The following is a 12,934-nucleotide window of genomic DNA, read 5'->3' as shown; positions in this document are numbered from 1 at the left end:
ACAAATTAGTCCAAATACTCAGAGTAGGAAGTATATTCTTTTTTATTGCTATTTTTTATAATTTCATCAAAGCTAACAAACTTACTATATACTTCAGACCCACCGTGCTTAGTACTTCCATTAGGAAAAATAATTTCATTTTTATTCGATACAATTGTTTTTAAATCATGATCAACATTATAATTAAAATATATTTCTCCATTTTTTTTATTTGAAATTTCCCTAGCATCCCTCTTTGATAACGAATAATGAATAGTATCTTTACCCTTAGTCTTAGTTATTATTGGAGCCATGGTTATAAAATATTTAATTTTAGATTTCTCATTATCAATTACAGGAATTCTAATATAGGTTATTGATGAACTTTCACTTACCACTGAAATTGGGGCTAATTCTATTTCTATTAACTCCCAATTACACCACCCCCCACCATTAATGGGTAAAAAAGAAGCTGATTTTTTATTATCAATATCGTCTACACTTTCTATCACAACTTCTTTTTTTATCGGTGAGTACGAAACTTTTGTGTAGGCGGCATTAAAGTGTGAACGTTCACACTTAGTCGAAGCATACGTTCCTCTAACTATAACCTTTGTTTCTGGCGTTACATCTGCATAAATGGAAATTTTATTCCCATCATTTTTTGTATTAAGCGGAAATTGACCATCAAGAAAATTATCCAAAATCTCACCACAGCCTGTTAATAAGAAAAACGAGGTTGCAACGATAACGAACTTAATAGATGTTATTTGCATATTTGAACCTCTCCAATGAGTGAGCCCCTTCTGACTGTAACAAAGTTGGGAGTAACGTATCTGCAACCATTAAATCTAAATCAAGTAAATAACTGGATTCATCGTATTCTGATTTTGATATCCCCTTTTGTTTTATCAACTCAGCTCGAATTTCATAAGCAGAATCTGTTAATACTTCATCTTTAAGCAAATTTATCAGCCTATATATGATAAAATTCGCATAGTTAACACTTGAGTGGTCAAGCGCCCCAAGTAAGTCTGGAGAAGCTTTCTTCGGCAGCCGATACAGTTCAAAAAACTCTTGCTTAAGCCTATGATCTTCCAATAACTCGGAGACAAGGTATAACTTTTCTTCAGTTTTTATAGGGATAATATTACCATGCCCGCCGTACGAGTACCTTGAAAACGTTTTTTTATAAAAATGTACCGCATCTCCATGATGAACAAACTTATCGTTCTTTGCACTGAGTCGTTTCTTTTGATAATCAATCGCTTTACTAGATAGCCCTTCTGTTTTCCAATCTGCATATGTTAATGCTATTTCAATGGAATACCCTAACCAATCACTATCTTCTTTAAATGCAAAATTGTTCATATCCTTTTCAAAAGGAAGGGCTGGTACTGCATCATTTTCATTTACATGACGGTGGTGAATTATATCTTTTAATTGTTCTGCAACTGAAATCGTGAGCACCCTAGGCATTCCAACAGTATATAACACTGGGTTATAATTTTTTAATTGAACCGCATGCAATAACGCCAATGCGCCCCCTAGACTGTGCCCTGCAATGAATAATTTTCGATTTGAAGCTAAATTGTCTATAAAAGCTAATATATTTCCCCCATCTACATCGCTACTATCTGAATTCATATCTTTTCTTAGCAAATAAGAATTATCCATTGTTTTAAACGAATTATAAAATCCCGAGTGAACATAACCTTGAACCCCCATGTCATCTTGTAGCTTTACAGGTTTGAATCTCATATCGGTAAATACATCATTCATACTTGCCGTTCCCCGCCAAACAACGATCATCTCTTGACTATTGGCAATATAAAACAATTGGGTATCTAAATTCTTCCCAGAATCAATAAATTCGATTTCAGTGTATCTATCCTTAAATGGCACATCATAAACCACTGGTGTGAAAGAATTCATTTCAAATTGAGTAGGGATTTTGGATAAATCAAAAAATTGATTCAAGAAAACATCTTCAATGGAACCAATGTAGTTGCCTGAATCGGGCTCTTTATCATTATTTGATGTTAAACTCGCATAGGACAATACCGATAATATACTCAAATTACACGCATTAGTAATCGAATAATCTTTTTGATGGTGCAGCATGAATGACCATGCCCTAAATGGGCACACTTCAAACACCCAACGTTCATTACGAAACATTACACGATACCCATTCGGATTTTGTGTTTTAAAATGGTGTTTCGGTAATTCAGGCTCATTCCAATTCAATATGTTAGGCTTAGAATCACATAAATCACCCACCGTAACATATCGATAATTATCCTTTCGTTGAATCGCTTCATGGTGGGGTTTAGAGCGCCCATCCCTACGCACCCTTAAGGGGCGTGTTTCCATTTCATCCACAAGAGATTGAGCATCAATAGAGAAACGCCCCACCGTAGGGGGTAAATTCTCTTCTCTTGCAATACCGTTATGGTCTGTTCTCCCCGTTCGGGTAGCACCTCTCGACACCTCCAGAGTATAAGGCATATTGACTATTGGCTTATTTAACTCATCCACTAACACAATTTCAATCCATGCTTGATGCTTAGAACAATCTGCACAATTGTAGTGGTTTAATAAATTTGGCCACCTGAACAGAGGTGATATGCTCACCTCAGAACAACACAGGTGCCTTAATGAAAAAACGAAATTTCAGTGCAGAATTCAGACGTGAATCAGCCCAGCTGGTTGTGGATCAGAACTATACAGTTGCAGATGCCGCGAAAGCCATGAATATCGGGCTTTCCACCTTGACGCGGTGGGTAAAGCAATTACGGGACGAACGGGCAGGCAAAACACCGAAAGCATCCCCTATCACGCCGGAACAAATTGAGATACGTGAGCTGAAGAAAAAAATTCAACGTATTGAAATGGAAAACGAAATATTAAAAAAGGCTACCGCGCTCTTGATGTCAGACTCCCTGAACAGGTCTCGGTGATCGGGAAACTCAGAGCGCATTATCCTGTGGCCACTCTTTGCTGCGTGTTCGGAGTTCACCGCAGCAGCTATAGATACCGGGAAAACCGGCCTGACAATCCGGACGGCAGGAGAGCCGTATTACGTAGTCAGGTTCAGGAGCTGCACGGCCTCAGTCATGGCTCAGCAGGTGCAAGAAGTATCGCTGTAATGGCAACACACAGGGGCTTCCGGATGGGACGATGGCTTGCCGGACGGCTAATGAAGGAGATGGGGCTGGTGAGCTGTCAGCAGCCTGTTCACCGGTATAAACGTGGCGGTCATGAACACATTGCTATCCCGAACCACCTTGAGCGACAGTTCGCAGTGACAGAGCCCAATCAGGTATGGTGCGGCGACGTAACGTATATCTGGACCGGTAAACGCTGGGCATACCTGGCCGTTGTACTCGACCTGTTCGCAAGGAAACCCGTGGGCTGGGCAATGTCATTTTCTCCGGACAGCAAACTGACAACCAAAGCGCTGAAAATGGCATGGGAAATACGAAATAAGCCATCCGGGCTCATGTTCCACAGTGATCAGGGTAGCCACTATACAAGCAGGCAGTTCCGACAGTTACTGTGGCGATACCGGATAAAACAAAGTATGAGTAGGCGTGGTAACTGCTGGGATAACAGCCCGATGGAGCGCTTCTTCAGAAGTCTGAAAAATGAGTGGGTGCCGGTGACCGGCTACATCAGCTTCAGTGAAGCAGCCCATGCAATAACGGATTATATCGTCGGGTATTACAGCGAAGTCAGGCCGCATGAATATAACGGTGGATTACCACCAAACGAATCAGAAAACCAATACCGGAAAAACTCTAAAACCGTGGCCAATTTTAGTTGACCACTACAAATAGGGGGCATTATAGAAATAGAGCGGCTTTACCGCGATGCTCACGCCAACGGCGTGCTTATGTTCTTTAAGTCAAAACACCCCATAACGTCTTCTTATGGGAACTTGAAAATGTACGTCCTATTTTTATTTAGACGGCATAGACTCTGATATCTTGAGCAGTTTTTTGTATTGAGGTCTAACTTCACCATAAACGATATCTCCATTCGGGTAAGTCATAAATGGTCTATTATTATTAAGCCTGCCTGTCCAAACTGAAAGGTATTGTTTTTTATAATTAACATTTATATTAACTCGCTTGGCATTGGTTATTTTATATGTTAAAGGATCATTTTTCCCTATGAGATAAAATGTCCCTTCATATCCATCTAAATAATTTTTTGTTAAAAGAGGGAAAAAAAGTAACGTTTCGTTAAAATCTCCTGATTTTTTTTCATAGCCACCATCAAATGTGGCTGGCGAGTTATTGTCTAATACAAAGCTAACTTTTTTACCTAAATTATCTGATATTAAAGGATCAATTTTTGACGGATCTTTGAGTGTGACTTCAAAAACAAAATTGCTGAGTTTCCAATCACATTTTCCTCCCCCAGATTTCGGAATATCCGCATCTACTTGATTCGAGGCATTCATCGTTAACGGATATTGCTCGCGATGATATCCCGGGACCGTGTAAACCTCCATATTGGAGGTTCGGTTTTCTTTGCGGCAGACTTCAGAACGATATACCGCATAAATTGGCGATGATACTAATTCTTGGGGGATAGTTGCTGTAAAGTGAATACGTTCCCCATCGGTTGGGGGTAAAAATGACTGATTTTGCGCACACCCTTGTAGAGTAATGATACTGAGCAATGCCGCTAATCCAGTTCTATGACACAGGTAGTTCATGAGTCTCTTCCTTATAACGTTCTAGCGCATCTTTTAAACGGGAATTTTGGTTTATTTGCTGGGTAACACCCTTGGTAAGTTTACTTTCAAGGGAAATAAATGTGGTATTGCGTTCGGCATTTAATTTGTAAGCGTCTTGATGATGCGTGAGCGCTTCAAATCGTTGTTTTGATGCGACGTGTTTGGGGGTTTTCTCAGGAGAAACAGTAAAGAGTAACTGATTATTGATAATCGCTTGATATTGACTCCCCATAAAATGATCTAGCGGCATGGTGATAATCGTGTCTAGATTGGGGTTATTACGCTGAGGAAATGTATCATCTAATCGTTGTTTATCAATGCCTAACGATTGTACCAGTCCGGTTTGTTCTTTCTGTAATTTATCATTTAATACGTTCGCTATATTTGGCACGAGATAAAATTTATATTCGCCATTCATGCGCCAGCGTTTTTTCCCGACAGTCACGCCAGTGTGCGTGTATTGTATTTCTTCACCAATTTGTCGGGCTTTAAAGAGACTGACTGGATTACCTTGGTGAGAATACACTTCACCAAAATCCGGTAGGCTTTTTTGCAATGGAACGGTGGGAAGGGTGGCGACCGTCCAGAGTACGCCTAATGTGGTCCCTAATCCGCCGCCTATTTCGAAGAGCCAACTGTCCATATTGGTATCAAACGGTACGCTGGTGACCGAGTCAGCGTCGTTGACGTGGCGGTAATGATTGAGTGAACTAAGTGATTTAGCCCCGCTGATGGTGAACACGCGAGGCATCCCGTAGGTGTAAAGCAGAGGATTGTTTTTTCTTAACTCAGAACTATGCAGCAAAGCTAGTGCTCCACCTAAACTATGACCGCAAATATATAATTTTTTATTATCAACATCTTGTGATAAGTCTTTAATTTTATTTGTATTTTCTTTAAAATACTTTTCAACACATTGATAGGCTTCTAAAAAACCACGATGGACGTTAGATTTTCCTTCGGGGATTAATGTGGTTGGGCAAGGGATCGGTTGATACGTCGTATCGGTGAGAACACTCCGCAAACTGGCTGTTCCTCGCCATGCGACAATGATTTGAGTCTCATTTTCCACAAAAAAGAGTTTTGTATCATGATCGCCTTTTTGGTGATTTTCCGATTGAGTGACATCTAAAAATATCACTGGACGATAACGTTGGTTAAAGGGCACATCCGTCACAATAGCGGGGTAATCGTGACTGTCTTTAATCACAGGGGATTGAGACAAATCAAAACACTGCTGATAGAAAAAGGACGTGGTGGTATCCGGTGTGTTGATAAAATCCCGCATGTCTTCGGTTTTATCAGGATCAACCATGACCTCGTTTTTATACACAAGCAATGACATTAACCCTAAATTATAAGCATTGACCATGTCATACTCTGGGGTGTGATTGAGAATTAACGACCAGGCTCTAAATGGACAGACTTCTATCACATGACGTTGGTTAAAATCTTCGCCCATCAACTTCAATCCGTTGAATTCATTTTCTTTCGGAAAATGATAATACGGCAGCCCAAAACGAGCGGATTCCCATTTATCGATATCCGGGGCTTTATCGCATAATTCCCCGATAACCGCATACCGATAAGAATAGCCTTGTAATAGTGCATCCGGTTTGACGGTCGAGTGAGCCTCCCCTCGAAGGGTTCTCAGTGGGCGTTTTTCCATTTCATCGGTGAGTTTTTGAGACTCAATGGTCAATGTCGCCACCGTACGAGGTAAGTCTTCTTGCCTCAAATACCCTTGTGCATCAGTAACACCTTTTCTAATGACACCGTTGCGAACTTTTAAAGTGTACGCCATTTCTGCTAACGGTTGGTTAAATTCATCAACCAGCACGCATTCAATCCATGCCTTGCGCTTAGAACAATCTGCACAATAGGGGTCATTATACTGATACGGCATTGGTACTCCTTGTCATGTCGGGTAAATAGCCTTTTTCATCAAGGTAACGCAAAAACAAATCATCAAAGAGGTGAGCAGTGTCTAAGCGCTTTTGTTGGCACTCGTCCATCCATTCACGGATAAGCGCAATTAAACGCCCCTCTGGCTCATCTAACGGGTCAGCTAAGGTCGGATGGTTTTCCCAAAATTGAATATAAAAATTATCAATCACATTAATATACGCCTGCTCTGAATTTCGCCAGACCTTAATCAACGCTTCACTGAGAATATAATCAGCAGGGCTAATGAACGGCTCCGCATATGGGGGGCGCGAATAAATGGTATTTGTCTCCCCACACTCAATAAAGCAATCCTCAATCGGCATCATCAAAAGTGACCAATCCCCTCTATCCAAATTGGGTAAAAGCGTACGCGCAATACGCGCATCAAAGAAGCGAAAAATGATTTTATCCTCACCCATCAAGGCAAATTGGTATTTTTGCCAGTGGGTAATTTGGGTACGCCAATCCAATTGACTTTGATACGCCCAGCCCCAACTGGGGTCGCTGAAAGGCTCACTGTCTAACATTTTACCGAGGTGAAATAATTGTGACCGCTTGACTTTCACGAGCCATGGGCTCACCTCGACCAAATGTGCTAATGCCGTTCCGTGGTAAATCGGGAAGGCTTCCTCAATCCAATCATGGGCATAAAACCGTTTAACCGGATTGGGGTCTGATAGGGTATTAATCAAAAAATACACATCATTTTGTGGGGTAGCCGTTAACCAGGATAACCAGGTTGAGCATGGGGTCGAAATTGATGTTTGTGTGAGCATATGCTGTTGTATAAGTGTCTGTGGCATTACTCATCCTCACTCGGCTTCACGGTTAATCCCCCCGCTTGCTGCGCTGCCATGGCACAGTATTTTTTGACGGGGTACGGTGGCAGTTCAAACGGTGCGACGCCTTCTGGCAATTCCAAAGCAACTGGGGCGCCACTGCCTGCACTGCCACCACCGACCACCATATCGCTAGAAGTAAATATCGTGCCGGGGGTAATACGAATAAAACTGCCCCCCACTTTCAATGTGATTTCCGTATTCGCTTCCAGAACGATTTTCCCGCCACTGACTAAATGGGTTTGTTGACTACTTTCATGCACCGTTTTCCCGTCAACTTGTGTCTGCTGGTCACCTTCGATATGCAAAGAGGCATTGCCTGTAATATTTTCTTTTTGGCTGCCTTTAAGGACTAAGTGCTCATTGCCCGCAATTTCTGTAAATCGGTCATTATCAATACGATGTTTAGCGTCATGCTGAACATGCCAATGCGTATCGTGTTCAATGTGCACATTCATGTCGCGCTGGGCATGGAAATAAATTTCCTCTTGGCCGGCTCTGTCTTCAAAACGTAACTCGTTAAAACCATCCCCTTTGTGGGTTTTGGTTTTAAACGTAGTGCGGGTCATCTCATCAGGGAGATTTAACGGCGGTGCATTGCGCCCATTATAAGTACATCCCGTGATAATCGGCCTATCAATATCCCCATTTAGATAGCTGACAAGCACTTCCTGACCGATTCTGGGTATCGCCATAAACCCATATCCATCCCCATTCCAACCTTGTGCGACACGTACCCAGCAAGAGCTGCTTAAATCAGGTTCACGATATCGGTCCCAGTGAAAATAGATTTTCACTGCCCCGTCTTTGTTCGTGTAAATTTCTTCCCCATCCGGCCCAACCACCGTCGCCAATTCATCACCATCTGCGGTGGGTTTATGAATAAACGGCGGGCGCCAATCTAGCTCACTCGGAATAAAAGTCAGTTGATTGGATAAAGTCGTACCTTCGCCACCACTGTTATCTGCTAAAGGTTGGACTCCGTGATGAGAAACCGACACCACTTGCCAAGGGCGGTTCATATCAAGGCTCGGGTGGGATGACAACGAGAAAATTTTACCCGGCATCAAAGCAAAGCAGTTAGTGGTCGCACTACCTACACAACGGTATTGCTGACTCCCTTCATGACGAAGTGCCGTAAAGCGGTCTGCATCCTCTTGGGTTTGAAAACGTCCATAACTTTCGTAAAAGGGGTGCTGGCCATGGATATCCCCTTTTATTTCATGTTCTAATGGGTAAGAGGGGCGCTCAGGATTGTAATCCTTATAGAGGGTTTTGCCCGATAGCAACGACTCGCGATAGCGCCAGTGATACGCCGTATGGTCATGGGTATCGGTATCGTATTGGGGGTTATACACCAAATCAATTCCCGCAGTCACCCCTAAATGAGAATCGCTGTAAAACAGCTGAGGCTCTCGTCCTGTATCCTCAAACCAAAAACTAATCCCTTCCTCAGCGGCTAAGCGACAAAAAAATTGGTAATTGGATTCACGTTTCTGCGTGATGTAATCGCGTTGTGGGTAAGGCGTTTTTGCGTAAAACTTGCAACTTGCTTTAATGTGCGATTCTGACAATAACTGTTGAAGCAAATCCGGCACGGTCATCCGACGAAAAATGCGACTATTTTGCCCTAATGACATGACCCAAATTTCAGGGCGAATAACAAAATGATACCACGTTCGATTACCGTCCGTATTTTGTTGCTCTGCGCTGGCTAATAACCCGCGTACAGTGCGTACTGGTTTACCATTACGCGTCACAGTTAATGAACAAGCAAACCCCAACATGTCATCAAACGGAATGGAAGGAAGCGCACTGACGGCAGTGAGCGATAAGGTGAACAACTCTGACAAGTGCTCTGTCAGTTGAAACTCAGTCACCGCAAACGTATCGGGTGGCACACCTTTAAATTGACAGGTAAAAACCAATCCATCCATACCGAAATACCTTTATAAATTCAACAGAAAAAACTCAACACACCAAGCGATTAGCCCCGTAGGGACAGCCACATTGCACAATCGAACCTTCAACGGCAACACGACATCCATGCAATATCATGCCTTCCTCTCCCGTTACCAACGTCCCCTCTTTTTTACAGTGTGGGCAACGTGTGGCTTTATCACCGACCCGTAATACACGAGTGCCATCATTGGTAACCGTTGAGATACTGGCTAGGCAAGTTGCCCCTGTGGTCGTTTTGTCTTGATGTAACCCGACTTTTTTTCCTTGGACAATGCTTCTTGCCATGCAAACCCTCCCGCGTAAAATGCGTGGGCCACATAAAAATCATCGCTCACGCATTGGAAAACGCTATTGTCAATTACGCTTCGAGCGGTGCGCGCCAGTCATCGGCACCGGATGTGCCTGCAACGGTGTGTTCCCAATCGATTTTGCGGTAAGACAGAGACACTTCGATTAACTGTGTAAAGTCCGCTTTGGCCGGGTCTTGGCAGTGCGGCATTTGGCAATCGATATTGACGATGGTTGCATCGGTTAACGTGGTGGTGAAGAAATGCTCTTGCTTCCCTTCAACCGATGTGCGGTACCATTTCAGTTCCACTTTCGGCAACATTTCACCGGAGGCTAATGCGTTATACAGCAGCGGAACGGCTTTATTTAACGCCACGGTGAAACGGAACGGCTTGTGCGCACGTTGGCCTGAAGGTTGGCCGGATTGTGGGTCTGTCGGTACAGTCACAACGTGAGAAAACTCTTGCACTAACATTTGGTCTTCATGACCTTGTACATAGATGTTACCGACAGAATCGGCAGTAAATGCACCGGCAGTGATGTTACCTTGGGTTTTTCCTTCAATGGAAATATAACATGGAGTTGGCATAGCGATATCCTTTATCCAGAATGACAAATTAGGTTAGGTAAATATAATTACCCGTTAATTTCCGTCATCTCAGCCAGTGCGCACGGTAAGATTTCAGTTAAGGATAATAAAAGCTGATGAATGAACTGTAAACCGGAGGGCCAGTTTGTATCTCCCTAGGATAAGTGACTTCGCGTAAACGGGTTGAAATATCGCTATATAATTCCAGAAAAACACCAAAAACGAATCATAACAAAACAATCATCGAGCAAAAAATAGACCAAACTGCGATAAGCCCAGTAAGTTCTAATGTACATAGAAATAAACTATGTAACCAAATATTTCAGCTTAAGAGGTTATCGCAACCACATGATTTAAAATAAATAAAATAGAAAATTTAAGCCATCTTCACTGACAGTGAAATTATCGGCCTAATTTTATAGTGTATTTAACTATTTATCATGAAATTACTAGTGATTAATATTGATAAATATGCTAACCAACTGTAAGTTTTACGTTTTTCCTGTGTGACATAGGAGCGGTACAATAATTTAGCAAGAAAGCACTATATTAAAGAATAATAGTAAAAAAACAAAGGGATACTTATCTAAGCTTATGATAAGTATCCCTCATATTGATAATACGTTCAAATATCAAACTAAATCTTAGGTACATACATATTAAGTGAAGCCAACACCGCCACCGCTCGAATAAAACGAAAATTTAATTCTATAAATATATTATTAATCCATCTTCTATGCTTTTCGAATCACAGCTAGGCGGCAAGAGAGCGAAGCCCTAGGAGCATACATAAGTATGTGACTAGGGTTCGTGAATGCAGCCAACAACGCAGTGATGTAAAAGGCGACGAAAATTAAGCCGGATTATCGATATCGATAAATTCGGCATCTAATCCATGTTCATCCACCAGCCACTGAGTCAGTGCTTTGATCCCATAACGCTCTGTTGCGTGATGCCCTGCACTATAGAAATGGATACCCATTTCTCTTGCTATATGAATGGTTTGCTCGGAAACTTCCCCTGTTACAAAGGCATCTACGCCAAATTCCGCCGCTTGTAGGATGAAACCTTGCCCTCCTCCTGTACACCATGCAATTTGGCGAATTTCTTCTTTTGCATTATCACCACAATGAAGAACTTTACGGCCAAGGCGAGTTTCTAAGCGAGACGTTAATTCTGAAGGTGTAATGGGTTGATCAAAAAAACCAAATGGCATTAATGGGTCAATTTGGCCGTTCACCTGCACCCCCATAATATAAGCAAGCTGGGTATTATTACCTAACTGGTGATGTGCATCTAATGGGAGGTGATAACCATACAGGTTTATATCATTCGCTAATAATGTTTTTAAGCGATTTCTCTTCATGCCTTTGATAATGGCTGGCTCATTTTTCCAAAAATAGCCATGATGAACAATGACGGCATCAGCTTTCTTTTCAACAGCAACATCCAGCAATGCTTGGCAAGCTGTCACCCCTGTGATGATTTTATGTACATGGGGTCGCCCTTCAACTTGCAATCCATTCGGTGCAAAATCTTGGAACTCACTAACTTTCAATTCTTCATTAATGATTTCTTCTAATCTTAAATTATGCATTATGTTGTCCTTTTTACTGCACAGCTAAACGGTTTATCCACCAGTTTGAACGTAATTGACTGATAATCAATAAGCATAAACGGAAACATAATTTTTTTCTGTGTTATTTAAAGCAAATCGAGGGCATTAATCGATAAAAATTCAGCTGGATAGTAAATGAAAGTAAGAAAATAAAAAAACAAAACCCCCACAATTCAACATCGTAGGGGTTATTACTCGCCATTAAGTACTAAATTAGCGGTGGCTTTCCAGCGTTGTCTCTGAACGTTCTAGCCAAACCGGTTTATCACTGGTTTTTGCCCAAACTTTATGTAAATGGCTATAAAACTTTGCTCTTTTTGGATAAAAAACCATAACCGGAAACGCAATAATGCCAGCTGTTACAGCAGCAGTGCGGCGTGCAAGTACCTGATTACGGGAATATTCGCGATATGTGGACATCGGTATCCTCCTTCAGTTGCCACTTTATTTGTCGATTCCAGCTTTGCTCTACCATTCCCCATTAACACACATTTCCCATTAACACAGTAGTAAAGAGCGACTAAAACCGAACAGATAATATGAAATATATTGACTGTAGATAGGATATCGCAAATTGTGTAATAAAACTACTCATCTGACCACTTAGTATGTAAATTTTTCTAAAAAATCTGTTCATTCCGTATTTTTATTACATTTTTTAACCAATTAATGTTTTATTTGTACATTTAAATTACAATTATTTAACAAATAAATTAATAAAACCACACGCCACTTTCTCTATTAAGCACTCTCTTCTTGCTCGACAAATAACCATTTTTATGCTTTTTTTACACCCTACCCGTGATTTTTATCAGCTTCTTTACAACGAACTCTTTAGCCTTATCTCATGGAAATAATAAGGAGAAAATACTGTGTCATTACTTTCCATTATTGGGGCAGTTCTCGTTGTTTTACTGCTGGCGTATCTGATTTATGCCCTGCTTAACGCGGAGGATTTCTGA

At 41.5% G+C, this 12,934-nt stretch carries 12 protein-coding genes; 2 read left to right on the top strand and 10 right to left on the bottom strand.

From position 1 onward, the window contains the following. Positions 1-5: 5 nt before the first annotated feature. Both M1F25_RS06640 and M1F25_RS06635 read right to left on the bottom strand, forming a co-directional pair. Positions 6-755 (bottom strand): hypothetical protein, encoded by a 750-nt coding sequence (locus M1F25_RS06640; RefSeq protein ID WP_004256898.1) that lies wholly within the window; start codon positions 753-755, stop codon positions 6-8. Then, the gene (locus M1F25_RS06635) at positions 736-2,526 is read right to left on the bottom strand and encodes a lipase family protein (RefSeq protein WP_232368726.1); all 1,791 of its coding nucleotides are present in this window, start codon (positions 2,524-2,526) and stop codon (positions 736-738) included. Before M1F25_RS06635 ends, M1F25_RS06640 begins: the two co-directional genes overlap by 20 nt. 113 nt (positions 2,527-2,639) lie before the next feature. On the opposite strand from M1F25_RS06635, the gene M1F25_RS06630 reads away from it, so the two are divergent. Then, a protein-coding gene (locus M1F25_RS06630) for an IS3 family transposase (protein ID WP_094963266.1) occupies positions 2,640-3,808 on the top strand; the annotation gives its coding sequence in 2 pieces (ribosomal slippage) (positions 2,640-2,889 and positions 2,889-3,808; 1,170 coding nt in all). A gap of 135 nt (positions 3,809-3,943) precedes the next feature. Here M1F25_RS06630 and M1F25_RS06625 read toward each other — a convergent pair. The 8 genes from M1F25_RS06625 to M1F25_RS06590 form a co-directional block, all read right to left on the bottom strand. After that, positions 3,944-4,708 carry a hypothetical protein gene (locus M1F25_RS06625; protein ID WP_004256906.1) on the bottom strand — a complete coding sequence of 255 codons (765 nt, stop codon included), beginning with the start codon at positions 4,706-4,708 and terminating at the stop codon, positions 3,944-3,946. Next, positions 4,689-6,635 carry a lipase family protein gene (locus tag M1F25_RS06620; protein WP_004256910.1) on the bottom strand — a complete coding sequence of 649 codons (1,947 nt, stop codon included), beginning with the start codon at positions 6,633-6,635 and terminating at the stop codon, positions 4,689-4,691. Before M1F25_RS06620 ends, M1F25_RS06625 begins: the two co-directional genes overlap by 20 nt. After that, complete coding sequence (locus M1F25_RS06615; protein WP_004256913.1) at positions 6,619-7,479, bottom strand: DUF4123 domain-containing protein; 861 nt, start codon at positions 7,477-7,479, stop codon at positions 6,619-6,621. Before M1F25_RS06615 ends, M1F25_RS06620 begins: the two co-directional genes overlap by 17 nt. Then, positions 7,479-9,452: a type VI secretion system Vgr family protein gene (locus M1F25_RS06610; RefSeq protein ID WP_004256915.1), complete on the bottom strand. Its 1,974-nt coding sequence runs from the start codon at positions 9,450-9,452 to the stop codon at positions 7,479-7,481. Before M1F25_RS06610 ends, M1F25_RS06615 begins: the two co-directional genes overlap by 1 nt. A gap of 34 nt (positions 9,453-9,486) precedes the next feature. Beyond that, positions 9,487-9,762 carry a PAAR domain-containing protein gene (locus M1F25_RS06605; protein ID WP_181489494.1) on the bottom strand — a complete coding sequence of 92 codons (276 nt, stop codon included), beginning with the start codon at positions 9,760-9,762 and terminating at the stop codon, positions 9,487-9,489. 73 nt (positions 9,763-9,835) lie between these two features. Next, on the bottom strand, positions 9,836-10,354 hold the full coding sequence (locus M1F25_RS06600; RefSeq protein WP_004246976.1) for an Hcp family type VI secretion system effector: 519 nt from the start codon (positions 10,352-10,354) through the stop codon (positions 9,836-9,838). 853 nt (positions 10,355-11,207) lie between these two features. Beyond that, the gene (locus M1F25_RS06595; RefSeq protein ID WP_181489493.1) at positions 11,208-11,951 is read right to left on the bottom strand and encodes a type 2 GTP cyclohydrolase I; all 744 of its coding nucleotides are present in this window, start codon (positions 11,949-11,951) and stop codon (positions 11,208-11,210) included. 234 nt (positions 11,952-12,185) lie between these two features. Then, positions 12,186-12,392: a YbfA family protein gene (locus tag M1F25_RS06590; protein WP_036957942.1), complete on the bottom strand. Its 207-nt coding sequence runs from the start codon at positions 12,390-12,392 to the stop codon at positions 12,186-12,188. Between the two features lie 452 nt (positions 12,393-12,844). Between M1F25_RS06590 and kdpF the strand changes: the two genes are divergently transcribed. Further along, on the top strand, positions 12,845-12,934 hold the full coding sequence (gene kdpF / locus M1F25_RS22455; protein WP_071585860.1) for a K(+)-transporting ATPase subunit F: 90 nt from the start codon (positions 12,845-12,847) through the stop codon (positions 12,932-12,934).

It is taken from the genome of Providencia sp. PROV109, from assembly GCF_033681625.1.
Taxonomy (GTDB): Bacteria; Pseudomonadota; Gammaproteobacteria; order Enterobacterales; family Enterobacteriaceae; genus Providencia; species Providencia hangzhouensis.
The sequence above is the reverse complement of the archived record's forward strand: the minus strand, read 5'-3'. Positions and strand labels throughout refer to the sequence as shown.